Source organism: Brevundimonas sp. (assembly GCF_035626975.1).
GTDB lineage: Bacteria > Pseudomonadota > Alphaproteobacteria > Caulobacterales > Caulobacteraceae > Brevundimonas.
In genome coordinates this window covers 52,543-76,361 of record NZ_DASPMQ010000035.1, presented here as the reverse complement: position 1 = coordinate 76,361, position 23,819 = coordinate 52,543, and the positions used below count along the sequence as shown (strand labels likewise).

The 23,819-nt window shown below is 67.8% G+C and carries 22 protein-coding genes; 21 read left to right on the top strand and 1 reads right to left on the bottom strand.

The genetic code is table 11. From position 1 onward, the window contains the following. Positions 1–4: 4 nt before the first annotated feature. From VEB62_RS08960 to VEB62_RS08860, 21 genes are all read left to right on the top strand, one after another. On the top strand, positions 5–484 hold the full coding sequence (locus VEB62_RS08960) for a dTDP-4-dehydrorhamnose 3,5-epimerase family protein (RefSeq protein ID WP_324798257.1): 480 nt from the start codon (positions 5–7) through the stop codon (positions 482–484). Beyond that, complete coding sequence (locus tag VEB62_RS08955; RefSeq protein ID WP_324798255.1) at positions 481–1,278, top strand: glycosyltransferase family 2 protein; 798 nt, start codon at positions 481–483, stop codon at positions 1,276–1,278. Before VEB62_RS08960 ends, VEB62_RS08955 begins: the two co-directional genes overlap by 4 nt. Then, on the top strand, positions 1,275–2,027 hold the full coding sequence (locus VEB62_RS08950; protein WP_324798252.1) for an acylneuraminate cytidylyltransferase family protein: 753 nt from the start codon (positions 1,275–1,277) through the stop codon (positions 2,025–2,027). Before VEB62_RS08955 ends, VEB62_RS08950 begins: the two co-directional genes overlap by 4 nt. After that, entirely contained in the window at positions 2,024–3,205 is a 1,182-nt protein-coding gene (locus tag VEB62_RS08945; protein WP_324798250.1) for an N-acetyl sugar amidotransferase, read from the top strand. The genes VEB62_RS08950 and VEB62_RS08945 overlap by 4 nt, the downstream gene beginning before the upstream one ends. Positions 3,206–3,218: 13 nt before the next feature. Further along, positions 3,219–3,839: an imidazole glycerol phosphate synthase subunit HisH gene (hisH, locus tag VEB62_RS08940; RefSeq protein ID WP_324798247.1), complete on the top strand. Its 621-nt coding sequence runs from the start codon at positions 3,219–3,221 to the stop codon at positions 3,837–3,839. After that, a complete protein-coding gene (gene hisF / locus VEB62_RS08935; protein ID WP_324798244.1) occupies positions 3,839–4,615 on the top strand; it encodes an imidazole glycerol phosphate synthase subunit HisF in 777 nt (258 codons plus the stop codon). Before hisH ends, hisF begins: the two co-directional genes overlap by 1 nt. Continuing rightward, positions 4,612–5,529 (top strand): sterol desaturase family protein, encoded by a 918-nt coding sequence (locus VEB62_RS08930; RefSeq protein WP_324798241.1) that lies wholly within the window; start codon positions 4,612–4,614, stop codon positions 5,527–5,529. Before hisF ends, VEB62_RS08930 begins: the two co-directional genes overlap by 4 nt. Further along, complete coding sequence (locus VEB62_RS08925; protein ID WP_324798238.1) at positions 5,526–6,191, top strand: LbetaH domain-containing protein; 666 nt, start codon at positions 5,526–5,528, stop codon at positions 6,189–6,191. The genes VEB62_RS08930 and VEB62_RS08925 overlap by 4 nt, the downstream gene beginning before the upstream one ends. A 13-nt stretch (positions 6,192–6,204) precedes the next feature. Then, positions 6,205–7,617, top strand: a complete 1,413-nt coding sequence (locus VEB62_RS08920; RefSeq protein WP_324798235.1) for a glutamate-1-semialdehyde 2,1-aminomutase — start codon at positions 6,205–6,207, stop codon at positions 7,615–7,617. Then, positions 7,617–8,417: an SDR family oxidoreductase gene (locus VEB62_RS08915; protein WP_324798232.1), complete on the top strand. Its 801-nt coding sequence runs from the start codon at positions 7,617–7,619 to the stop codon at positions 8,415–8,417. Before VEB62_RS08920 ends, VEB62_RS08915 begins: the two co-directional genes overlap by 1 nt. Then, the gene (locus tag VEB62_RS08910) at positions 8,414–9,652 is read left to right on the top strand and encodes a polysaccharide biosynthesis protein (protein WP_324798230.1); all 1,239 of its coding nucleotides are present in this window, start codon (positions 8,414–8,416) and stop codon (positions 9,650–9,652) included. The genes VEB62_RS08915 and VEB62_RS08910 overlap by 4 nt, the downstream gene beginning before the upstream one ends. Next, a complete protein-coding gene (locus VEB62_RS08905; protein WP_324798227.1) occupies positions 9,649–11,088 on the top strand; it encodes a capsular polysaccharide export protein, LipB/KpsS family in 1,440 nt (479 codons plus the stop codon). Before VEB62_RS08910 ends, VEB62_RS08905 begins: the two co-directional genes overlap by 4 nt. A gap of 185 nt (positions 11,089–11,273) precedes the next feature. Continuing rightward, positions 11,274–12,371, top strand: a complete 1,098-nt coding sequence (locus VEB62_RS08900) for a hypothetical protein (protein WP_324798225.1) — start codon at positions 11,274–11,276, stop codon at positions 12,369–12,371. A gap of 40 nt (positions 12,372–12,411) precedes the next feature. Beyond that, positions 12,412–13,755 (top strand): oligosaccharide repeat unit polymerase, encoded by a 1,344-nt coding sequence (locus VEB62_RS08895; RefSeq protein WP_324798222.1) that lies wholly within the window; start codon positions 12,412–12,414, stop codon positions 13,753–13,755. After that, positions 13,755–15,764, top strand: coding sequence for an acyltransferase family protein (locus VEB62_RS08890; protein WP_324798219.1), 2,010 nt, complete (start codon positions 13,755–13,757; stop codon positions 15,762–15,764). Before VEB62_RS08895 ends, VEB62_RS08890 begins: the two co-directional genes overlap by 1 nt. Next, positions 15,754–16,680 carry an NAD-dependent epimerase/dehydratase family protein gene (locus tag VEB62_RS08885; RefSeq protein ID WP_324798216.1) on the top strand — a complete coding sequence of 309 codons (927 nt, stop codon included), beginning with the start codon at positions 15,754–15,756 and terminating at the stop codon, positions 16,678–16,680. The genes VEB62_RS08890 and VEB62_RS08885 overlap by 11 nt, the downstream gene beginning before the upstream one ends. 50 nt (positions 16,681–16,730) lie before the next feature. Beyond that, the gene (gene neuB / locus VEB62_RS08880; RefSeq protein ID WP_324798213.1) at positions 16,731–17,777 is read left to right on the top strand and encodes an N-acetylneuraminate synthase; all 1,047 of its coding nucleotides are present in this window, start codon (positions 16,731–16,733) and stop codon (positions 17,775–17,777) included. A gap of 2 nt (positions 17,778–17,779) precedes the next feature. Beyond that, positions 17,780–18,910, top strand: coding sequence for a UDP-N-acetylglucosamine 2-epimerase (neuC, locus tag VEB62_RS08875; protein ID WP_324798210.1), 1,131 nt, complete (start codon positions 17,780–17,782; stop codon positions 18,908–18,910). 1 nt (position 18,911) lies between these two features. Further along, positions 18,912–19,532, top strand: coding sequence for an acetyltransferase (locus VEB62_RS08870; RefSeq protein ID WP_324798207.1), 621 nt, complete (start codon positions 18,912–18,914; stop codon positions 19,530–19,532). Continuing rightward, positions 19,529–21,004, top strand: coding sequence for an aminotransferase class I/II-fold pyridoxal phosphate-dependent enzyme (locus VEB62_RS08865; RefSeq protein WP_324798204.1), 1,476 nt, complete (start codon positions 19,529–19,531; stop codon positions 21,002–21,004). The genes VEB62_RS08870 and VEB62_RS08865 overlap by 4 nt, the downstream gene beginning before the upstream one ends. A 5-nt stretch (positions 21,005–21,009) precedes the next feature. Beyond that, positions 21,010–21,570 carry a sugar transferase gene (locus tag VEB62_RS08860; protein WP_324798201.1) on the top strand — a complete coding sequence of 187 codons (561 nt, stop codon included), beginning with the start codon at positions 21,010–21,012 and terminating at the stop codon, positions 21,568–21,570. Positions 21,571–21,585: 15 nt separating this feature from the next. Here VEB62_RS08860 and VEB62_RS08855 read toward each other — a convergent pair whose 3' ends face one another. Continuing rightward, a complete protein-coding gene (locus VEB62_RS08855; protein ID WP_324798198.1) occupies positions 21,586–23,484 on the bottom strand; it encodes a UDP-N-acetylglucosamine 4,6-dehydratase family protein in 1,899 nt (632 codons plus the stop codon). Positions 23,485–23,819: the final 335 nt, after the last annotated feature.

Below are 23,819 nucleotides of genomic sequence, written 5' to 3'. Positions count from 1 at the left end.
GCCCTTGGATCCGTTCGTCCGGCTGGATCAGACGACGCGCCGCCGCGAGGACGATCGCGGCTGGCTGGAGGTGCTCTACGAGAGCGACTCGATGGTCGTTAAGCGGTCCTTCTCAAGGGCCGGCGTGTTCCGGGGCCTGCATGTGCAGCGAGCGCCGTCGGAGCAGACCAAGGTCATCCGCGTTGTCTCGGGCGCCATCGCCGACGTCGTGGTGTCGATGGACGATCCGACGCGCGAACTGCACGTCACCCGACTGACGCCGGAGGACGGCTGGGTCAGGATTGGCGCCGAATACGCGCATGGCTTCTACGCCCTGCAAGACACTGTCTTTGAATATGTTTGCGACGGCGGTTACGATGAGGCGTCGGAACAGGCGTTCTCGATCGCGGACCGCCTGCCGGCCCTTCTGGGGGTCGACACGGTGATCCTGTCGGACAAGGACCGCGCGGCGCCGCCGCTGACGGCGACTGGGACTGGGTTATGAAGACGCTTTCGCTGATCACCGCCTCGTACAACAGCGCGCGCACCATCGCCGACACCCTGCGCTCGGTGAACGTCCAGACGTACCCGCGGATCGAGTACCTGGTCGTCGACGGCGGGTCGAAAGACGACACGATGGAGATCGTGGCGCGCGAAGGCCAGCGCGTCACCTCGGCCGTGTCGGAGCCCGACAAGGGCATCTACGACGCCTACAACAAGGGCCTGTCACGGGCGACCGGCGACGTCATCGGCTTCATCAACTCCGACGACTACTACTGCGCACCCGACGTCCTTGAGAACATGATGAAGGCGTTCGAGGACCCGACCGTGGAGGCCGTTCACGCCGACCTCGTCTACGTCGACCCGGAGAACACCGGCAAGATCGAGCGGCACTGGAAGTCTCGCCCCGCCACGGTCGAGAATCTGCGCCGCGGCTTCATTCCCGCCCATCCGACCCTGTTCCTGACCCGCGCCGCCTACGACAAGGTCGGTCAGTACGACACCGGCTACCGGCTGGCCGCCGACTACGATTTCATGCTGCGGGCCTTCTACGTCCACAAGCTGAAGTCGGTATACGTGCCGCAGATCTGGGTGCGGATGCGCTCGGGCGGGGCGACCGGCGGCACCGCCGCCAGCATCATGAAGCAGAACGACGAGATCCGCCGCAGCCAGCAGACGCACGGCCTCAACTACCCGAAGGCGCTGTTCTTCGCCCACAAGGTCGTCGACCGGTCGGTGCAGCGCGCCCGCGCGCCGTTCGTCAAGGCCCCGGACATCGTGGGGACGACCGGCAAATGATCGACGGCAAGCGCGTCCTGGCGATCGTTCCGGCGCGGAAGGGCTCAAAGGGCCTGCCGCTGAAGAACATCCGGCCGCTGTCGGGCAAGCCCCTGTTGGCCTGGCCGATCGCCGCCGCACGCGCCTCGCGCCACGTCGACCGGGTTATCATCTCGACCGACGACCAGGGCTTCGCGGACATCGCCGTCGCCCATGGCGCGGACGCCCCCTTCCTGCGCCCGGCCGAACTGGCCTCCGACACCGCGCCGTCGATCGGCTTCATCCTGCACGCGGTGGAGACGCTGGCCGAAGCCGGTGACGCCTACGACTTCGTCGTGCTGCTTGAGCCGACCTCGCCGCTGACCGAGGGCTCGGACGTCGACGCCGCGCTGGAACAGCTGATCGCCGCCGATGCCGACGCCATTGTCGGCGTCTCGAAGCTGGAGGCCACCCACCCGGCCTTCGCTGTCCGCAAGGCCGGCGACGGGGCCATCACCCCCTACGCCGCGGCCACCTTCGGCGAGATGCCGCGCCGGCAGGACATCGAACCGCTGTTCGTGCTGGATGGCACACTCTACATTTCGACGGTCGAGGCCCTGCGGCGCGAGCGGGGCTTCTGCCACGCCCGGACGCTCGGCTATGAGACGGCCCGTCACAAGGCCCACGAGGTCGATGACCTGGTGGACTTCATCTGCGTCGAGGCGATCGCCTCGAACCTTGATACCATCCTCGAAGCTGAAGGCCGGACCTCCCCGTCCGGCGTGGAATGACCATGCGCAAGTGCACCCGATGCCTGACCCCCGAGACGGTCGACACCATCACCTACGATGAGGAAGGCGTCTGCTCGGTCTGCCGGCAGGTCGAGTTCAAGCAGGACAAGATCGACTGGGCCGACCGCCAGCGCCAGCTCGACGAGATCGTCGCCGCCCACAAGGGCAAGGGCCTGTACGACTGCATCGTGCCCTATTCGGGCGGCAAGGACTCGGTCTTCCAGCTCTACTACATCATCAAGGTGCTGAAGCTGAAGCCGCTGGTGGTGCGCTACAACCACTGGGGCTACCGGCCCAAGATCGACGAGCTGAACACCTCGGTGTTCAAGCAGCTGGGCTGCGACGTGGTCGAGTTCACGCCCAATTTCCACGTTGTGCGCGAGCTGATGCTGGAGAGCTTCAAGCGCCGCGGCGACTTCTGCTGGCACTGTCACACCGGCATCTATTCCGGCGTCATGCACATGGCGGTGCGCTTCGAGGTGCCGCTGCTCTTCTGGGGCGAGAGCACGGCCGAGTACCACAGCTGGTACACCTTCGAGGAGATGGAGGAGGTCGACGAGAAGCGGTTCAACCGGCTGATGAACCAGGGCATCACCGCCGACGACATGTACGAATTCCTGCAGGGGCGCGTGGAGCGCCGCGACCTGTGGATGTTCGACTATCCGAAGCGCAAGGACCTGATCAAACTCAAGGTCCAGTCGATCTGCCTGGGCAACTACATCGAGTGGGACACCAAGGCGAACGTGGCCCTGATCGAGAAGGAACTGGGCTGGAAGGGCCAGGAGGTCGAGGGCGTGCCCCCCGAGTACGACTACGAGAAGGTCGAGTGCACCTTCCAGGGCATGCGGGACTATTCGAAATACGTGAAGCGCGGCTACGGCCGGGCCAACCACCTGCTGTCGATCGACATCCGCAACGGCCGCAAGACGCGCGAGGAGGCGCTGGAGATCGAGGCGAAATACGACGGCAAGCGCCCGGCCTCGATGGACTGGTTCCTGGAGCAGATCCAGATGACCGAGGAGGAATTCTACAAGTATCTGGAGCCTCACCAGGTGCATCCGTGGAAGTTCGATCGCAAGAACCTGGAGACCGGTCCGGTGCTGCCCGACTTCGACAAATGGGACCGGACGGACCTCAGCCACATCCCCGTCGGCCCGCCGAAGACGCCGGCCGGGTAAGGGAGCGCGCGCGATGACCATCGCCATCATCGACTACGGCATGGGCAACGTCCGTTCGCTGATGAACGCCTTCGAATACATCGGCGAGGACGCTGTGGTGACCGCCGACTTCGACGCGCTGGAAGAGGCCGACCGGCTGGTGCTGCCGGGCGTCGGCGCGTTCGGTGACGCGATGAAGGCCATTGACGACAAGGGGCTTCGACCGGTGCTGGACCGGCTGGCGCTGGAGGTGAAGAAACCGGTGCTGGGCGTCTGCCTCGGTATGCAGTTGTTCGCCAAACGCAGCCTTGAACACGGCGCCCACGAGGGCCTCGGCTGGCTCGACGCGGAAATCCGGCCGCTGGAGGTTCAGCGGCCGGCCAAGGTGCCCCACGTCGGCTGGAACGCCGTTTCGTTCGCCTCCGACGAATGGCTGTTCAAGGGCCTGCCGTCCGGTGAAAGCGACTACTATTTCGTCCACTCCTTCCACATGGCCTGCAGCGACCCCGCCGATGTGGTCGGGGTCTGCGATCACGGCGGTCCGTTCACCGCGGCGGTGCGGCGCGGCAATCTGGTGGCCACCCAGTTCCATCCGGAGAAGAGCCAGGACAACGGTCTGCAGCTGCTGCAGAACTGGCTGGCGCACGACTTCTGATGCTCAAGAAACGGATCATCCCCAAATTCCTGATCCGCGGCGGCCGTCTGGTGAAGATGCGCCGTTTCACGGAGGACCAGCGCGAGGCCGGCAATCCGGTCTCCACCGCCAAGGTCTATGACAGCTACGGCGTCGACGAGCTGATCTTCGTCGATATCGACGCCAGCGCCGAGAACCGCACCGTCACCGGATCCATCATCGAGCGCGTGGCCGAGGAGGTCTTCGTGCCGCTGACCGCGGGCGGCGGCGTTCGCACGCTCGGCCAGATCGAAAGCCTGCTGAAGAGCGGGGCCGACAAGGTCAGCATCAACTCCGCCGCCATCGACGATCCGGACTTCGTCACCCAGGCGGCGTCACGGTTTGGCGACCAGTGCATCGTCGTGTCGATCGACTACAAGGCCGACGAATTCGGGCGCAAGCGGGTGCACGGCCACGGCGGCGCGGTCCAGACCAGCCACGATCCGGTCGAGTTCGCCCAGCGCATGCAGGACCTGCACGCCGGCGAGATCCTGATGACCTCGATCGACCGCGACGGGATGATGAACGGCTACGATCTGGAGCTGATCAGCGACCTGTCGAACAAGCTGAGCATCCCGCTGATCGCCTCGTCCGGCGCGGGCAGCCTCGACGATTGCAAGGCGGCGCTGGAGGCCGGCGCCTCGGCCATCACCATCTCGTCGATGTTCATCTTCACCGACCACAGCCCGATCAAGGTGCGCACCTATCTGGCCACCAACGGCGTCCACGTGAGGAACCAGAAGGGCAGCCGATCGTGAGCGGTCTGCTGTCGCTGCGTCCATCGCACCTTCTCGCCGATCCGGCGGGCAGCGCGATGGTGATGGTCGACAGCCTGGCCCGCAACGTGACCGCCGAAGCCTGGTTCTACGGCCAGTTCCTGGCCGCGGTCGTGTTTGGGGTCGCCATCGACCTGATCCGCCGACGCGACCTGCCGAGCCGGTACGGATCGAAGGGCGTCCGGGTCGATGCCGTCTATGGCCTGCTCGAGTTCCTGCATGTGATCCAGTTCGCGGTCATCCTGCCCGTGGGGCTGCTGGTGGCCCGCGGCCTGCAGACCTGGGCGCCCTGGCTCGAGGTGCGGGCGCTGGCGGACCTGCCGGTGTGGGTCCAGTTGCTCATCCTGTTCGTAGTCACCGACTTCTGCGTCTACTGGTGGCATCGGCTCCAGCACGAGAGCCGCATCGTCTGGCAGTTCCACAAGACCCACCATTCGCAGGTCCATCTGAACGTCCTGACCACCTTCCGGGCGACGGTGATCGACCGTGTCGTAGCCCTGGTCGTACTCGCCGTGCCGGCGGCGATGATGAAGGTCGACGCGGCCCTGCCGGTGGCCATCGCCGCCCTGCTGCAGTTCCACCAGCTGATCATCCACTCCGACAGCGGCTGGTCGTTCGGACCGCTGGACAAGCTGTTCGTCTCGCCGTCCTTCCATGAGGTGCATCATTCATCTCTGGAACCGCATCTGGATCGGAACTACGGCGGCGTCCTGTCGGTGTGGGACCATCTGTTCGGCACCTGGGCGCCGCGCGGCGATCAGGAGCTGGTCTATGGCCTGGTCGCTGAACGCCTGCCCGAGGCCTGGTTCAGGCAACAGCTGGTCCCGGTGATCGGCCTGTGGCGGTTGTTCCGGGAACGGACGGCGCCCTCCGCCAAGGTGGAGCCCGCGGCATGAACCCGAAGGTCCGCTCCAGCCTCGACGCTCCCGGTCTCGCCGCCTACGCGGCCGCCCAGGTCAACGCCATGTTCCCCGACCCGGACGCGGTCGGCGCCGACGATCTGAGAGCGGCGGTCGAGGCCGCCCTGCCCCGGCTCGAGCATTGCTTCAGCCACGTCGACAACAAATACTTCTTCGACGGTCAGAACGCCGTGTTCAGCCACCTGCACGGCGACCAGTACGCCATGTGGCTGTACCTGCTGGCCAATGAGCTGCACCGCCAGGGCGGCCCCGCCTCGACCTGCTCCAAACTGTTCCTGCTCAACAAGGCCCTGCACGGCCTCGACGCCTTCTACGAGGTCGAGCTGCCGTCGGTCTTCCTGCTGGTTCATCCGCTCGGCACCGTGCTGGGACGCGGGAACTACGGCGACTTCTTCGTGGCCTACCAGCGCTGCGGGGTCGGTTCGAACAACGACGTCTACCCGACCTTCGGCAAGCATGTGACGCTCAGACCCGGCAGCGCCGTGCTCGGAGCCTGCACAATCGGCGACCATTGCCAGATCGCCACGGAGTCGCTGGTGCTGGACCGCGACCTGCCCGACCATACGCTCTACATAGGCGGCCCCAAGACCGCGACGCTGAAACGCCAGGACAAGCCCTACCCGCTGTGGCGGGTGTGAGGACCCTCTCCCGATGACCACCGAACCCCTGATCCCGACCGACGCCCGTCCGAGCAACGAGGAAGCCGATTTCGCCGCCCTGCGCGCCCGGCTGCACCGGGCGATCCCCGGCGGCGCCCACACCTATTCGCGCGGCGACGACCAGTTCCCCTCGATCGCGCCGCCGGTGCTGGGCCGGGGCAAGGGCGCCTGGGTCTGGGACACCCACGGCAACCGGTATCTCGACTACGGCATGGCGCTGCGGGCGGTGACCATCGGCTATGCCGACGACCGGGTGAACGCCGCCGCCATCCGCCAGATCGAGAACGGCGTGAACCTGACCCGCGCCACGGAGATCGAGCTGGAGGCGGCCGAGCTGATCTGCGACCTGATCCCGTGCGCGGAGATGGTCAAGTTCGGCAAGAACGGCTCCAACGTCACCACCGCCGCGGTCAAGATCGCCCGCGCCTACACGGGCCGCCGCTACGTCTGCGTGCCGCGCCAGCACCCGTTCTTCTCGTTCGACGACTGGTTCATCGGAGTCACCGCCATCAAGCGCGGCACCCTGCCGGATCATGCGGCCACGACGCTGGTGTTCGACTACAACGACATGGGCTCGCTGAAGGCCCTGTTCGACCAGTATCCGGACCAGATCGCGGCAGTGATGCTGGAACCCGCAACCCATATCTGGCCGCATCAGGCCGACGGTATGCCCGGCCTGCCGCCCGAGCCGCACCACGGACCGGAGCATTACGCCGGCGGCTTCCTGCATCAGGTGCGAGACCTCGCCCACGCCAACGGCGCGCTGTTCATCCTCGACGAGATGATCACCGGCTTCCGCTGGAACCTGCGCGGCGCCCAGGCGACGTTCGGCGTCGAGGCGGACCTGGCCACCTACGGCAAGGCCATGGCCAACGGCTTCTCCCTGGCGGCCGTGGTCGGCAAGCGCGAGTTCATGCAGGTCGGATCGATCGACAAGCCCGGCATGGAGCGGACCTTCCTGCTGTCCTCGACCCACGGCGCCGAGATGCCGGCGCTGGGCGCCTTCGTCGAGGCGACCCGGATCAACGCCGCCGAGGACGTCCCCGCCCATCTTTGGACCTATGGCGCGAAGCTGAAGGCGGGCCTGGCCGAGGTCGCCGGGCGGCACGGCCTGCAGGACCACGTCCTGATGGAAGGCCCGGCCGTCGCGCTCAACTACGTCACCCGCGACGCAGACGGCGCGCCCTCCCTGCCGATGCGGACCCTGTTCGCCCAGGAGATGCTGAAGCGCGGCGTGATGATGCCGTGGCTGGCGATCTCGCAGTCCCACGGCGAGCCCGAACTGGCCATGACGCTGGAAGCCTTCGACGGCGCCCTGGGGGTCTATCGGCAGGCGCTCGACGCCGGCGTGGAGACGCAGTTGAACGGGCCGGCGATCAAACCCGTCTTCCGGACGCACAACTGATGACGCAAGCCGCCACCCGACTGGACGGGCAGGTCGCCGTGGTGACCGGCGGCGCCGGCATCCTGGGCCGCGTGTTCTGCCGGGCGCTGGCCGACTCCGGCGCGCGCGTCGCCGTCCTGGATGTGCTGGCGGACGACGCCAGGGCCGCGGCCGCCGATATCGGAGAGGCCGCCGCCGGCTTTGGCTGCGACGTCTCGGATCCGGCCTCGGTGACGGCGGCGGTAGACGCTGTCATGGCCCGGTTCGGCCGCATCGACGTGCTGGTCAACAACGCCGCCACCAAGACCGCGAACGTCCGCGACTTCTTCGAACCCTTCGAGACCTACAGCCTCGAGACCTGGCGCGAGGTCATGGGCGTCAACATCGACGGCATGTTCCTGATGGCCCAGGCCGTCGGCCGCGAGATGCTGAAGGCCGGCTCCGGCCGGATCATCCAGACCGCCTCCATCTACGGCCTCGTCGGTCCCGACGATCGCATCTACGAAGGCTCGGAGTATCTGGGCGGTCCGATCAACACGCCGGCCGTCTATTCGGCGTCCAAGGCGGCGGTCGTCGGCCTGACGAAGTGGCTGGCCACCCACTGGGCCGACAAGGGCATCCGGGTGAACTGCCTCGTGCCCGGCGGGGTGTCCTCGGGTCAGAACGGGGTGTTCGACCAGAAATACTCGGCGCGCACACCGATGGGCCGGATGGCCCTGGCCGGGGAGATGGCGCCGCCGCTGCTGTTCCTCGCCAGCGACGCGTCGTCCTATGTCACCGGCCAGGTGCTGGCCGTCGACGGCGGGTGGACCGCCTGGTGACCAGCCAGAGGACCCGCGACCTTTTCCTCGTCGGGGTGAAGCTGGTCGACGTGGCCACGCGCGCCGCCTTCATCCTGACCGCCACCTATGGCCTCGAGATCGCCCAGGCCGGCCGCTTCGGCCTGATCGCCACCCTGGTCGGCCTGTTCGCCTTCGCCTTCAATTTCGAGCGCCACATCGACATCCAGCGGCGCTCGGCCGGCGAGCCGCACGCCGTGTTCGACCGCTATGTCGTGCAGGCGCTGAAGTTCTTCGCTTTCAACTGGGCGCTGATGGTCCCGCTGTTTGTGCTGGCGGTGGCGCTGTGGGCCCAGCCGGGCTGGATGATCCTCGCCCTCGCCGTGGTTGTGGTGGTCGGCGAACACCTGTCGAACCAAGCCTATCAATACGCCCTGATCAACCACCGCTACTATCCGATGCTGGTGGTGGTGGCGGCCAAGAACAGCCTGCTCGCCGCCGTGGTCCTGTACCGCGCCCTGTTCGCCCGCGATGGATTCGACCTCGCCTTCGTGATCGAGCTGTGGGCCGTCGGCGCGGTGATCTGCACCCTGGGCCTCGCGATCATATTCGCGCGGCTGAACGCCTCGGCCGCCCGGGACGCGCCGTTCAGCTTCCGGAGGGATATCCTCGGCCAGCACAAGGCCTCCCTGACCCACTTCCTGATCGGGCTGATCGCCATCCTGATCCTGCAGTTCGACCGGCTGGCGGTCGGCGGCCTGATGAGTTTCGAACAGACTGGCCTCTATTTCCGCCACACCCTGCTGGTCGCCTTCGCCTACCAGGCGTTCAACATCGCCTCGTTCAACCGCATCACGCCGGCCATCTTCGCCGAGGCCAGGGTCGCGACCGTGGCTCACCTGCGCCGACGAGTGCTGCGCGAGTATGTGAAGACGTTGGTGGGCGTGCCGCTCCTGTTGCTGGCCGCCTTCGCCGCCGACCGGCTGACGCAGGGCGTCTGGTCCGAACGCTTCCAGCTCAGCCTCGTGCTGATGGGCCTGCTGCTGGTCGGCTTCGTGGCGCGGGCGGCGGCGGATTTCCACGCCCTGATCCTCAACGCCCGCCACGACGAGCGGCATATCCTGACCTCGCAGGGCGCGGCCTTCGCGGTCGGCTCGATCCTGCTGGTTCTCCTGACGAAGCTGTTCGGGGTATACGGCGCAGCTTACGCCGCTATCGCCACCTCGGTCCTCTATCTGCTGCTGGTCAGCCGGGCCGTTCGAAGACTGGAAGCATGACGACTGCCCTCATCTACGCCATCCACCGGACCCACGACTGGTGGCGTCACGTCGGACAGAACCTCGGCTTCGACCAGGTGACGGTGCTGACCGATCGCCGCGGTGAAGGCGATCGCTGGATCACCGACGACTACTACGCCGCCTTCAAGCGTCACCATGGCGAGGGCGCCGTCGCCTCGGCGCTGCTGACCGCAGCAGAGGTCGACGACGTCATCGCCCGGTGCCGGGTGCTGCGCTGGCTGCCGAAGCGCAAGGCCGCCGCCATGGCGCTGGCGGTCGCCGAGGCGATGGACATCCAGCTCGAGGCGCTGACGCCCAACTACCTGGTCAGCTTCCCGATCGACAGCTATGTCCAGGACGTGCTGGCCCGGCTCGCCCGCAAGCGCGGCGTGCCGCATTTCGAGGTCACCGCCAGCGCCCTGCCCGAAATGTGCATGCTGATGCACCGGGGCCGTCTGATCACCGCCGCCGCCGAGCCCGACCCGGTGCTGGTCGAGGCCAAGATCCATGAGATCGCCGATCCGCTGTTCACGCCCGCCTATGTGCAGGGCCAGGCCGCCTACACCCCGGCGCGCTTTCTCCGGACGCTGGGCTATTTCCGCACCCGCGCGGCCTTCTTCAAACTGTATTCGTGGTGGCGGCGCGACCCTCTGAACCTGCACTATCTCGACGCCCAGCCCAGCCTCGGTCACAAGGCGAAATGGCGCGACGTCCGGGTCACCGGTCTGGTCGAGCCGGACTGGGAGGCCAAGCTGGAGGCCTTCCCGATGGAGCGGCGCGTGCTGTTCGGCCTGCAGCTCTTCCCCGAAGCCGCCATCGACTACTGGATCGAGGACCTCGACCTGCTGCGGCACGAGGACATGCTGGTCGAGGTGGCGCGCGGCCTGACCGCCGCCGGCTACCAGATCATCGTCAAGGACCACCCGCTCCAGTTCGGCTTCCGCCAGACCGAACTGCTGGACCGGCTCAAGGCCTTCCCCAATGTGGTCATCGTCCCCTACGAAGTCAGCGGCAACGCCCTGCTGGCGCGCTGCGGGATCAACGTCACGGCAACCGGGACGCTGGGCCTTCAGGCCGGGCTGCTTGGCAACATCTCGGTCTGCGGCGAGGCCTATTACGTCACCGACGGGGATTTCCTGGTCCTGCGGAACCAGGCCGATCTGGACCGGCTGGCGGCCACGGTGGCGGGGTGGAAGCCGCCGGCGTCGCTGCACGATCGCCAGGCGCGGATCATCGCCAACCTGCTGCGCGGCAGCTTCGACGCCGACTTCTTCTCGTTCCGCGGCTTCGACCCCACGCAGCCGAACCCGGCGGCCGCCGAACTGGGCCGCCGGCTCGGCGAGCGCATCCGTGCGCTGGGGACCGATGGCGAGGACTGGCACGGCCGGTTCATGCCGCCGGCCGGCGGGCGGCATGCCGGATCGCCCCTGAACTGAGGGCGCGCGCGGCGCTCCCCGCCCTGACCGGTCCGATCCGGAAGCATGGCCCGCCCGCCGGATTGCTTGACCTTTCAGGCCCGATTTGGCTAGTGAACAGTCGATTTCGCCGCGCGGATCGGGGCCGCCGGGATGGCCCCGATGACCGCCGCGTCGGGGTCGGACCCGGAATGAGGATCCGCGCCATGGCCGCCTCCGGCTACCTGACCGTCGAACCGGAACCGGGCGTCAAGCCTGTGTCGGATATCGGCTGGACTCCGGCCCTGGTCGAGTACGAGCGCCACGACGCCTATCGCGAGCTGATCAACCGGGCCCCGCTGGCCACGCGGCTGGAGGCGGGCCTGATCTTCGCCGTCAGCATGGCCAAACTGCTGGTCAAGCGAGCCATCAAATACGAGTTCATTCCCTACGATATTCGCGCCGACAGATCGGCGGCGGGGCGGCTGCGCTTCGTGGGAGCGGCGCTGCGGAACCTCGTCAGCGGCGACGCCCGCAGCCGCAAACTGTCCGCCGCCGAGGCCGACGCCGGCAAGATGGCCGGGCACGGCATCCACGTCGTCACCATGCCCCGCGACCGCTTCGCCGTGCTCGAGGAGGCGGCCCGGCCCGAGTTCGACCGGCTTGCCGCCCGACGGGGCCGTTCCAACGGCAAGCGTCAGTTCGAGGAGTCGCGCGGCCAGGCCAGCCGGGCGGAACAGCGCGAGCTGTTCGACGCGATCGAAACCACATTGAGGGAAGCCGGGATTTTCGATGTCGCCTCCGCCTATCTGGGGCGCAAGGCGGCGCTGATCGACGTCAATCCGCAGATCAACGACACCACCGACACCTTCTGGCGCGACATTTTCCCGGACGCCGAACTGAAAACCCTGCCGCCGACCGCCTATTGCCACCGCGACGCCTCGGGCGGCGATCTGAAGGCCATCATCTACATGACCGATGTCGACCCGCGGACCGGTCCGTTCAGCTATGTGGTCGGATCCAACCGGATGAAAATCAACCGTCTCGACGACCTGATCTGCGAGGCCAACGACTCCAACGGTCTGGCCGGCACCGACGCGAAGGCGCGGGCGCGCTTCGCCGCCCTGCCCCGCAAGCTTCGGCAGAAAGGGTCGTTCGGTAACGACCTGACCCCCGACTCGCCGCTGGGTCGGGAGATCGGCCAGGGGCTGTGGGCCGTCACCGCCGGCCGCGGCTCGATCGTCCTGTTCGACACCAAGGGGATTCACCGGGGCGGCATGGTCGAGGACGGCGAACGCCGGGTCATCACCTGCGTGATCGGATGAGTTCAGTTTTCGGCGCCTCGTCGCGCATCGGGGAACCGGCATGAAGTTTCACCCCGCCGCCCTGATGCTGCTCGTCTGGATCGTGTGCATCGCCCTGTTCCTCATCCTGCCGTTCCGGCTCGAGGGGCGGGTCCTGACGCTCTACGGTTTCCTCGTCATGGCGATGTTCATCGCAACGTTTTGCGTCGGTGCGCTGTCGGCGTCGAGACCGCAGCCCCAGCAGCCGCTCCGGCCTGGCGTCGGGATCGACTTCAGGCTGACGGACCAGATCCTGATAGCCGCCGCGATAATCGCCAGCCTCGCGTCGATCATGGACATCCAGGGCAGCAATGTCCTCGACCTGGCCGAGGCCTACCAGGCGCGATCCGACCGGGCCGGCGCGCTCCTGGCCGGGAGCCAGTCCGAGAGCACGATCTGGTTCCAGATCGCCTTCCTCACCTATCCGGCGGGGTACGTCTACCTGATCCGCGAGATCGGCTTCCGTCTGAAGCCGGTGCTCTGGCGCGTGGGCGCGTTCGGACTGCTGCCGGTGGTGCTGACGTCGCTGGCCATGGGTGGACGGGCGCCGCTGTTCTACGCCTTCCTGATGCTGATCTTCGGCTATCTGCTCCGCAAGAGGGTGTTCCCCGAGCTTCGGCAGGACCGCGTGGCCCGCCCGGTGGTTCGTGGTCGGGCGCGGGCCTTCCGCCTCGGTCCCGCCAGCAAGGCCGGCATCTTTCTGGTCGGGGTCCTCGCCGCGGTCTATTTCGTCCAGGTCTTCTTCGCCCGCGCCGACGTGGTCGGCGGCGTGGAGGCGATGTTCGGGGTGGCCGAACTGGGCTGGGGCGTCAGCTTCAACGGCCGGATGTCCGGTCTCTACTATACCCTGCTCGGCTCCGACGGGACCTATCTGGTGTTCATCTTCGCCTGGTATGTGGTCCAGGGCCTGGTGATGTCGAACATCATCTTCACCGACTACGACGGGCCGATGATGCTGGGCGCCTACGGGGTCGATCTCATCTCGGCGCTGATCCGGCGGGTCAAGGGCGAGTTCATCGCCGACGGCTTCGCCGTCCTGCTGGACATGAACACCTACGGCTTCCTGCCGTCGGCCTTCGGGTCCCTGTATGTCGATTTCAAATTCTTCGGCCTGATCCCCTGCCTGATCTGGGGATGGCTGGCCGGGAAGGTCTATGGGGAGATCAGGGGCGGCAAGGACCCCCGCTGGCTGTTGTTCGGGCCGTTCGTCATCCTCGGAATCGTCTTCAGCCTGATTAATACGCCGATCGGCTTCTCGAACGGGTTTGTCATCCATCTCTGGATGGTGGCGGCCTTCATGACGGCCCGGCTTCGCCTGCGGGCGCCCGTCAACCGGCCTGCACGGGCCGGGGGCCGATCCGCCTGATGCCGAAGCCGGGGGGCAGCCAGTACAGGCCGGAGATCGACGGCCTTCGGGCCATCGCCGTGGTCGCCGTCATCCTGTTCCACACCAATCTGGGTGTGGCCACCGGGGGCTACGTCGGCGTCGACGTCTTCTTCGTGATCAGCGGCTATCTGATCTCTTCCATCATCCTGCGCGAGGTCGGGGAACGGCGGTTCACCTTCCTCGGCTTTTACGAACGGCGGATCCGGCGGATTTTCCCTGCCCTGTTCGTCGTGCTCGTCGCGACGACGGCCGCCGCCTGGTTCATCCTGCCGCCGCAGCACATGCAGACCTACGGCCAGAGCCTGGTGGCCACCACGGTCTTCGCGTCCAATGTCTTCTTCTGGATGAAGAGCGGCTATTTCGGCGGCGACGCCGAGCTGTTCCCGCTGACCCACATGTGGAGCCTGTCGGTCGAGGAACAGTACTATGTCTTCTTCCCCTTCCTGGCGCTGATCGCGGCATGGGGGCGGCCGAAGCTGCTCAACGCGCTGATGGCCGCGGTCCTGCTGGCGTCGCTGGTCCTGTGCCTGGTGTTCGCCCCACGCGACCAGATGCTGACCTTCTTCATGACGCCTATGCGGGCCTGGGAGCTGATGTTTGGCGTCTTCATCGCCCTGCACGAGCGGAGCTGGCGCGCAGCCGTGGCGCGCATCCGTTTCGCCACGCCGGTTATCGAGTTGGCGGCCCTGGTGATGATCGTCGCGCCGATCTTCGTCTACGACAGCACGACGCTGTTCCCCGGCGTCAGCGCCATACCGCCGGTCCTCGGCACGGCCCTGCTGATCCTGATGTCGCGTCCGGATACGCCGATCGGCGGCGTCCTGGCCAGCCGGGGCTTCGTCCTCGTCGGCCTGATGTCGTACAGCGCCTATCTCTGGCATCAGCCGCTCTACGCCCTGTCGCGGATGCAGGGTCTGACGGAGGCCGGCTGGCCCGCCTATTCGGCGCTGATCGCGCTGACCTTCCTTCTCGCCTGGCTGTCGCTGAAGTTCGTTGAGGCCCCGTTCCGGGACCGGCGGCGTTTCACGCGCGGGCAGGTATACGCCGGCTTCTTCGTCGGCTCGGCCCTGCTGGTCGCCGTCGGTCTGGCGACCCATCTGCGTGAAGGGTTCCCGGGCCGGTTCAGCCCTGAAACGCTCGCCGTGGCCGCGACCGGGGCGCCGAGCCCCCGCCGGGACGACTGTCACGTCGAGGGCGTTGACGCCCGGGGGCCGGACCAGGCCTGCCGGTATTTCGTAGCGGACGATGTCCGCTGGGCGGTGTTCGGCGACAGTCACGGGGTGGAGGTCGCCTACGCCCTGGCCGAGCGGCTCCGGCCTGCGGGACAGGGCGTGCTGCATCTGACGTTCAGCGGCTGCCAGGCCGCCCTGACCTTCGAGTCGGACAATCCGGGCTGCAGCCGGTGGACCCGGGAATCCGTCGCCTGGCTCGAGCAGGACCGGCGCATCACCGATGTCGTCCTCGTCTTCCGGCACAGCTTCTATCTGTTCGGGGACCAGACGAAGTCTTACCCGCACCTGCCGACCGCCAGACCCAACTTCCTGACCGACATTCCCCCCGACGAGGCGCGGGCCCGTTACGCCGAGAGCCTGACACGCATCGTCGAGCGACTGACCGCGTCCGGAAAACGGGTGCACATCATGGCCCCCATCCCCGATCTGCCGACCCATGTGGAGCGCTATACATTCAAGGGCGACCCGACCGACGCCCGCCGGGTGACCGGGGTGACCCTGCAGTTCCACCGTGAGCGGAACGCCTACATCCGCCCGGTGCTCGACCGGCTGGACCAGATGCCCGGCGTCGACGTGATCGACCCGGCTGACCTGGTCTGCGCCGACGGCCGGTGCGCATCCCTGATCGGCGGCGCGTCGATGTACTTCGATGACAACCATTTCAGCGTCGAAGGCGCCCGGCGGTTCATCGACCTGGAAATCCGCCGCGGCAGGCTGGTCCTGCCCCGGCCGGCGGAGGGCGCGAGTGCCGGCTGAACGCATCCTCGTCACGGGCGCGACCGGCTTCCTCGGCCGGGCGGTGGTCGATCACCTCTCCGCCGGGGGCCGCAAGATCCGCGCCGGCGTTCGCAGCGAGTGTGGCGGCTGGCCCGCCGGCGTCGAGACGGCCGCGGTCGGGGAGTTGTCCGAGGCGACCGATTGGTCGGCGGCGCTCACGGGCGTCGAAGCCGTCGTCCACTGCGCCGCCCGCGCCCATGTGCTGCGGGAGACGGCGGCCGAGCCGCTGGCGCAGTTCCGGGCCGTCAACACCGCCGCGACCCTGGCGCTGGCGCGGCAGGCCGCCGCGGCCGGTGTACGCCGGTTCGTCTTCATTTCCAGCATCGGCGTCAACGGCGCGGAGACGAACGGCCGGCCGTTCCGGCACGACGATCCGCCGCATCCGCATTCGCCCTATGCGGTGTCGAAGCATGAGGCGGAACAGGGGCTGCACGCGGTCGCGGCGCAGACCGGGCTCGAAGTCGTTGTGATCCGGCCGCCACTGATCGTCGGGCCGGACCCCAAGGGCAATCTGGCCACGCTGGAGCGGGTCATCGGCAAGGGCCTGCCGCTGCCGTTCGGACTGGTGACGCGGAATCGCCGCGACCTCGTCTCGCGCGGTGCCCTGTGCGACCTGATCGAAACCGTGCTTGATCATCCGGCCGCGGCCGGCGAGACCTTCCTGGTCAGCGACGGCGAGCCGATCTCGACCCGGACGCTGCTGGAGCGGATGGCGGCGGCGCGTGGCCGTTCGATCCGCCTGTTGCCGGTTCCGCCGTCCCTGCTCGCCCTGTTGCTGAAGCTGGCGGGCAAGGGCGCGATGGCCGCGCAGCTGTTCGGCGATCTCGAGGTCGACATCGACCACACCCGGCGGACGCTGAACTGGGCGCCGCCGGGAGTGACTGCGGCTACCTGAGCCCCGGTGGATGGTCTAGGAAACAGAACGACAGCGCGTCGGAGGTCGGTTTGAGCGTCTTTATCATCGCCGAGGCGGGCGTGAACCATAACGGCGACGCCGAACGGGCGTTGGCCATGGTCGACGCGGCGAAGGCGGCGGGCGCCGACGCGGTCAAGTTCCAGACCTTCTCGGCCGACAAGCTGGCCGCGCCGGGGGCCGAAAAGGCCGACTACCAGAAGCGGGAAACCGGCGAGGGCAATCAGCACGAGATGCTGAAGGCGCTGGAAATGTCGGAGGCCCTGCACCACCGGCTGATCGCGCGCTGCGCCGAGGTCGGGGTGGAGTTCATGTCGACGCCCTTCGACGAGGAGGCCGCCGACTTCCTCGTCGCCGGCGGGATGAAGCGGATCAAGGTTCCCTCGGGCGAGATCGTCAACCACCCCTTCCTGCGCCATCTGGCGGCGCTGGACCGGCCGATGATCGTCTCGACCGGCATGGCGACGATGGAAGAGATCACCGACGCGGTGACGGTCATCGGCGAGACCCGGGCGAAGCATGGTCTGGCGGCGCCGCTGGACCAGGTCGTCACCATCCTGCACTGCACGTCCAACTATCCGGCCGCGCCGTCCGACGTGAACCTGCGCGCCATGCGCACGATCGGCGACGTCACCGGCCTGCCCGTCGGCTATTCGGACCACACCCTGGGCCTCGCCGTGTCGACCGCCGCCGTGGCCCTCGGCGCCACGGTGATCGAGAAGCATTTCACCCTCGATCCCACCCTGCCCGGCCCGGACCATCGCGCGTCCCTGACCGTGCCCGAACTGACCGCCCTGGTGCGCCAGATCCGCGACGTCGAGGCGGCGCTCGGATCGTCGGTCAAGGCGCCGACGGCCGCGGAAATCCCCGTGCGCGCGGTCGCGCGGCGATCGGTGATGGCCCGGCGCGCCTTGCCCGCCGGCCATGTGCTGACCGAGGGCGACCTGATCCTGCTGCGCCCGGCCAGTGGCATCGCGCCGCGCTTCTTCCACACCTTGCCGGGCCGCGCCCTGCAGGCGGACGTCGAGGCGGGCCAGCCGCTGAGCTGGGACATCCTGTCCGGCGAGGCGATGCCCTGAGCATGCGGCGGGTTTGCTACATCAGCGGCACCCGGGCCGACTTCGGCCTGATGCGCTCGACGCTCCAGCTGATCCGCGACCATCTGGAGCTGGATTTGTCGGTGATCGCCACAGGCATGCATCTGTCGCCGGTCTACGGGAATACGGTGGAGGAGATCGCCGCCGCCGGGCTGCGGATCGCCGCCCGCGTGCCCGTACCGCTGGAACCGGCCACCGGCGCAACGATGGCCCGCAATATCGGAACCATGCTGAGCGCCTTCACCGATGCGCTGGAGAGCGAGCGGCCGGACATCGTCCTGCTGCTGGGCGACCGGGGCGAGATGCTGGCGGGCGCGCTGGCGGGCATCCACCTGAACATCCCCGTCGCCCATATTCATGGCGGCGAACGGTCGGGCACCGTCGACGAGCCGGTGCGCCACGCTGTCTCGAAGCTCAGCCACCTGCATTTCACCGCCACCACTGAGGCGCGCGAGCGGCTGATCCGGATGGGCGAGGACCCGGCCCGTATCCATGTCACCGGAGCCCCCGGCCTCGATGGCCTGACAGACGCGGCCCTTCCGGATCGGGAGGAGGTGGCGCGGCTGCACGGGCTCGACCCGGCGCGGCCGTTCGCCCTGATGGTCTATCATCCGGTGCTGCAGGAGGCGGCGACCGCCGCCGACGACACCCATGCCCTGCTCGCCGCCCTGTCCGACGCGGGGGTGCAGGCGCTGGCCCTGATGCCGAACGCCGACGCGGGCAGCGACGGGGTGCGCGCCGCCCTGTCGGAGGCGAAGGGCCGGCCGGACGTGACCGTCCGCACCCACCTGGCTCGCCCCGCCTTCATCGCCGCCATGGCCCGCGCGGATCTGATGGTGGGCAACTCCAGCGCCGGGATCATCGAGGCCGCCAGCTTCGGCACGCCGGTGCTCAACGTCGGTCCACGCCAGAACCTGCGCGAACGCAACGCCAACCTGGTCGACGTCCCGGCCACCGCGGCGGCCGTCGCCGATGGCGTGGCGCGGCTGCTGGCCCACGGCCGGTTTCCGTTGCAGAACGTCTATGGCGACGGGCGGGCCGGACAACGCATCGCCCGCCTGCTGGCGACGGAACCGCTGGACGCGGCCCTGCTGATGAAGGTCAACGGGTATTGAGATGATCCACCTGATCGGGGCCGGTGGCCACTGCAAGGTCGTGCTGGACGCCCTGCTGGAAAACGGCGCGGACCTGTCCGACATCCGCGTCCGCGACGGCCGGACCGAGCGGGCCGGCGACGATCTGCTGGGCGCGCGGATCGAGACGCCGGAGATCACCGACGCCTTGCGCAATCAGGACTTCCACATCGCCATCGGCGCCATTGAGGCCCGGGCCCGCCTGCACGGCGAGGCCGAGGCCGCGGGAGGCCGAGCCCTTGCGGTGCGCCACCCGTCGGCGCGGGTCTCCCGCTTCGCCGAGATCGCCAGCGGGGCCTTCGTCGCCGCCCTGTCCGTCGTCGGACCCTCGGCGCGGATCGGACGCGGCGTCATCGTCAATCACGGCGCCGTGGTGGACCACGATTGCGAGGTCGGGGACTTCACCCACCTCGCCCCCGGTTGCAGCCTGGGCGGCGGGGTGCATGTCGGCGCAAGGTGCCTGATCGGCGCCGGCGCCGTGGTGCTGCCGGGCCTGTCGATCGGCGATGGCGTGACCATCGGCGCAGGCGCGGTCGTGACCCGCGACGTCGCCTCCAACCAGACCTGGACCGGCGTGCCCGCCGCCCCGAGAGTTTTTGAATGACCAATATCGAGGCCTTCAGCGCCAAGGCTGACAGCACCATCCGCGACGCCATGGCGATCATCAATGCCTCGGGCATGCAGATGCTGCTGCTGCTGGACGACGCCGGGCGGCTCATGCGCACCGTTACCGACGGCGACCTGCGCCGTCTGCTGCTGGCCGGCGCCGAGATGGGCGACACCCTGGAAAGCCTGCCGCCGCTCGAGTCGGTCACCGCGCCCGAAGAGGTCAGCCGCAAGGCCGCGCTGGCCCTGATGGATCGGCACGAGATCAACCATCTGCCGCTGATTGACGGAGCCGGCCGGGTCGTGCGGGTGCTGGCTCGCCGCGACATCGGCGCGCCCATCCTGCTGTCCACGCCGCACATGGGCGAGGCCGAGCTGCACTATGTCGAGGAGGCCTTCCGCACCAACTGGATCGCGCCGCTGGGGCCCAATGTCGACGCCTTCGAGCGCGAGATCGCCGACCTCGTCGGGGCCGGCCACGCCGCCGCCGTCTCGTCGGGGACCGCCGCCATCCATCTGGCGGTGCGCATCCTCGGCGTGAAGCCCGGGGACAGGGTGTTCTGCTCGACCCTGACCTTCGCGGCCTCGGCCAATCCGATCGTCTATGAAGGCGGCGAGCCGGTGTTCATCGACAGCGAGCCGGGCAGCTGGAACATGTCGCCGCAGGCGCTGGAGCGCGCCTTCGACGCGGCGACGGCCGAAGGCTGGCTGCCCAAGGCCGTGATCGTGGTCAACCTTTACGGCCAGAGCGCTGACATGGACGCGCTGAACGCCATCTGCGGCCGCCATGGCGTGCCCGTCATCGAGGATGCGGCCGAGAGCCTGGGCGCGCGCTACAAGGGCAAGCCCTCGGGCGTGTTCGGCCGCATGGGGGTGTACTCGTTCAACGGCAACAAGATCATCACCACCTCGGGCGGCGGCATGCTGGTGTCGGACGACGAGGACCTGATCAAACAGGCCCGCTTCCTGGCGACCCAGGCCCGAGATCCGGCCCCGCACTATCAGCACAGCCAGATCGGTTTCAACTATCGTATGTCCAACATCCTGGCCGGGGTCGGACGGGGCCAGTTGCAGGTCCTCGATCAGCGGGTCGAGGCCCGCCGCGCCGTCTACGAGACTTACCGCGACGGGCTATCGGACATCGAGGGGCTGGAATGGCAGCCGGAGCCGGACTGGAGTTATTCCAACCGCTGGCTGTCGGCCCTGACCGTCGATCCCGAGGTTACCGGCCTCACGGCCTCGGACGTCATCCGCCGCCTGTCCGAGGAGATGATCGAGGCGCGGCCGGTGTGGAAGCCGATGCACCTGCAGCCGGTCTTCGCCCACTGCCGCCACTTCGCGCATGGCAATGAACCGGTGTCCGACCGCATCTTCGATCAGGGACTGTGCATGCCGTCCGGATCCAACATGACCCCTGCGGAGATCGCCCGGGTCGTCGACGCCATGCGCGGCGTCTTCAAGGGCCGCTGAACCCGATGAAGCGCGCATTCGACTTCATCATGGCGCTGACGGCTCTGATCGTCTTCGCCCTGCCGATGCTGGCCGTGGCCATCGCCGTCCGGCTTACGTCGAAGGGACCGGCGATCTACTGGTCCGATCGGGTGGGGCGCGACAACGTCGTGTTCCGGATGCCGAAATTCCGCTCGATGCGGATCGAGACCCCGGCGGTCGCCACCCATCTGCTGAGCGACACCACCGCCTGGCTGACGCCGATCGGCGGCTTTCTGAGAAAGAGCAGTCTCGATGAACTGCCGCAGCTGTGGAGCATCCTTGTCGGCGACATGTCGATCGTCGGACCGCGGCCGGCGCTGTTCAACCAGGACGACCTGATCGCCCTGCGCACCGAGAACGGGGTCCATCGCCTGCGCCCCGGCCTCACCGGCTGGGCCCAGGTCAACGGCCGCGACGAACTGCCCATCCCGGACAAGGTCAAGCTGGACGTCGAATACCTGCAGAAGCAGGGCTTCGGCATGGACCTGAAGACGATCTGGATGACCATCGGCAAGGTGGTCCGCGCCAAGGACATATCGCACTAGGCGATGCGGCTGACGTCAGGCGCGCCGCATCGGCAGGATCGCGCCCGACTTTTCCTCCGACGGAACGGCCCGGACCTGGGCGAGCGTGTCGAAGATCAGCGTCCTCGTCGCCGCGCTGTCGCCCGAGCGGGCGGCCCGTTCCAGTTTCTGGACGGTGTGCTCGGTCATCCGAACGCCCTGGATGCGGTCCGTGACGCACATCAGGCTCTGGCCGCACATCTCCGAGACCTCGGTGGAATCGACCAGTTCCTCGAACAGCTTCTCGCCAGGGCGCAGGCCGGTGACCTCGATCTCGATGTCGCGGCCCGGCGTCTTGCCGGACAATTCGATCAGCTGGCGCGCCAGATCCATGATCTTCACCGGCTTGCCCATGTCGAGCACGAAGACGCCCAGCGGGCCGTCCGGCTGGCGCGCCGAGTGGGCCGTGGCGTGCAGCACCAGCTGCACCGCCTCCGGGATGGTCATGAAGTAGCGTTCAATGTCGGGATGGGTGACCGTCACCGGACCGCCGCGCTCGATCTGGGCGCGGAAGGTGGGCACCACCGATCCGGCCGAGCCCAACACATTGCCAAAGCGCACGACGCTGAAGCGGGTGTCGCCCACGCTGGTCTGCTGGGCGCGCACGACCGCCTCGGCCAGCCGCTTGGTCGCGCCCATCACGTTCGGCGGATCGACAGCCTTGTCGGTCGAGATGAAGACCATGTGCTTCACCCCGGCGACGTTGGCGGCTTCGGCGACGTTCCAGGTGCCGACGACATTGGTCAGCACGCTCTCGCAGGGATGGCGCTCCATCAGCGGCACATGCTTCAGGGCGGCGGCGTGGAAGACCACGTCGGGCCGCACCTCGTCGAAGCACTCGTTCAGCAGGGCCTTGTTGCGGACGTCATGCAGATACTCGTGACGCGACAACGTCGGCCAGCGGTCGCCGATTTCCTGGTCGATCTTGAACAGGCCGAACTCGGAGTTGTCGAGCATGGCCAGATGGCCACAGCCCAGGCTGGCGACCTGCCGACAGATTTCCGAGCCGATCGATCCGCCGGCGCCGGTGACCAGCACCCGCCGTCCCGCGACCAGGGCCCGGAGGGGACCATCGTCCAGGCGCACGGGCGGTCGGGCCAGCAGCTCCTCGAGCTTGAACTCGCGCATGGCCCGGTCGTCGCCGGTCCCGCCGACTTCCACGAGGCTGGGGGTGCGCAGCAGCTTGACGCCGCCGGTCCGCATCTGGCCGAGGCGCTCGACGCCAAAATCCGCGGGCGTGATGGAATCGTCCAGGAAGACGATGGCCGGCTCGGTCCCGTGGCCGGCGAAATCGGCCAACATGTCGGCGGCGGGTCGGACGCCCGCCAGGACCTTGACGCCGCGCAGTTCCCGCGCCGCCGCGCCGGCCGCATCCGTGACGATGCCCACCGGGCGGTAGTCGTCGTCGCCGCGGGACAGTTCGCGCAGGAAGCTGTCGGCCCGGTCCATGCGCCCGGCCAGGATCAACGGCGTCCGGTCGTCCTGTTTGCCGAGGAGGGGGACCAGACTGCGCAAGGCCGCCTTGTCGTGAGCGATCCGCCGCACCAGCACCAGCGCCAGGGTCATGACGACATCCAGCACCGGCAAGATGAGCAGAGCCGTACGGGGCAGCGAGGCGCCACGTTCGAGGAAGAAGTTGAAGGCCAGGAAAATGAACGCCGACAGCACCGAATTCCGGACGATCGGCCCGATGTCGACGATCGACACATAGCGCCACAGCGCCCGGTCGGTGCGGAAGGCCAGATCCAGCGCCAGTCCGAGCACGGCGAAGGCGAGCGCGTGGGGCCAGGCCGCCTCGGCCGCCCGCAGCATGGCGCCAAGGGTCACGCCGCCGCCGGACACCAGCAGATAGGCGCCGATCACCGCTGCGACGCGGATGCCCGCGCGCGCCGTCACCTTCAGCCCACGGATAGTCAGCGCGTTTGCAATACCCAAGTCAGTCCCGCCGCTGATGTCGTCCCCGATCCGGCACGTCATAGTATAATGACGCGCCATCACAGTAGGGTGACGAAAACAGACGGCCCCTTCACTTCAATGCCGATCGGACAGAATCCGCCGCGGGTCCCCCCCGCGACATTCCCGAACGGCCTCCAATCGCCGAAAGCCGAAAAAGTTCCGGCGTCTTAGCTCGTTCCGGTCAAGCTGTCACCTGATTGCATCTTACAAGGGTAACGCCGGTCGATAAAAGTATACGTGCGGGCGACAACCCAACCAGAAAGCGCGATTTCTTC

Coding starts and splice junctions, on each gene's coding strand:
- VEB62_RS08955 (WP_324798255.1), top strand. CDS start 481: ATGAAGACGCTTTCGCTGATCACCGCCTCGTACAACAGCGCGCGCACC.
- VEB62_RS08950 (WP_324798252.1), top strand. CDS start 1,275: ATGATCGACGGCAAGCGCGTCCTGGCGATCGTTCCGGCGCGGAAGGGC.
- VEB62_RS08945 (WP_324798250.1), top strand. CDS start 2,024: ATGACCATGCGCAAGTGCACCCGATGCCTGACCCCCGAGACGGTCGAC.
- hisH (WP_324798247.1), top strand. CDS start 3,219: ATGACCATCGCCATCATCGACTACGGCATGGGCAACGTCCGTTCGCTG.
- hisF (WP_324798244.1), top strand. CDS start 3,839: ATGCTCAAGAAACGGATCATCCCCAAATTCCTGATCCGCGGCGGCCGT.
- VEB62_RS08925 (WP_324798238.1), top strand. CDS start 5,526: ATGAACCCGAAGGTCCGCTCCAGCCTCGACGCTCCCGGTCTCGCCGCC.
- VEB62_RS08920 (WP_324798235.1), top strand. CDS start 6,205: ATGACCACCGAACCCCTGATCCCGACCGACGCCCGTCCGAGCAACGAG.
- VEB62_RS08915 (WP_324798232.1), top strand. CDS start 7,617: ATGACGCAAGCCGCCACCCGACTGGACGGGCAGGTCGCCGTGGTGACC.
- VEB62_RS08905 (WP_324798227.1), top strand. CDS start 9,649: ATGACGACTGCCCTCATCTACGCCATCCACCGGACCCACGACTGGTGG.
- VEB62_RS08900 (WP_324798225.1), top strand. CDS start 11,274: ATGGCCGCCTCCGGCTACCTGACCGTCGAACCGGAACCGGGCGTCAAG.
- VEB62_RS08895 (WP_324798222.1), top strand. CDS start 12,412: ATGAAGTTTCACCCCGCCGCCCTGATGCTGCTCGTCTGGATCGTGTGC.
- VEB62_RS08890 (WP_324798219.1), top strand. CDS start 13,755: ATGCCGAAGCCGGGGGGCAGCCAGTACAGGCCGGAGATCGACGGCCTT.
- neuC (WP_324798210.1), top strand. CDS start 17,780: ATGCGGCGGGTTTGCTACATCAGCGGCACCCGGGCCGACTTCGGCCTG.
- VEB62_RS08870 (WP_324798207.1), top strand. CDS start 18,912: ATGATCCACCTGATCGGGGCCGGTGGCCACTGCAAGGTCGTGCTGGAC.
- VEB62_RS08865 (WP_324798204.1), top strand. CDS start 19,529: ATGACCAATATCGAGGCCTTCAGCGCCAAGGCTGACAGCACCATCCGC.
- VEB62_RS08860 (WP_324798201.1), top strand. CDS start 21,010: ATGAAGCGCGCATTCGACTTCATCATGGCGCTGACGGCTCTGATCGTC.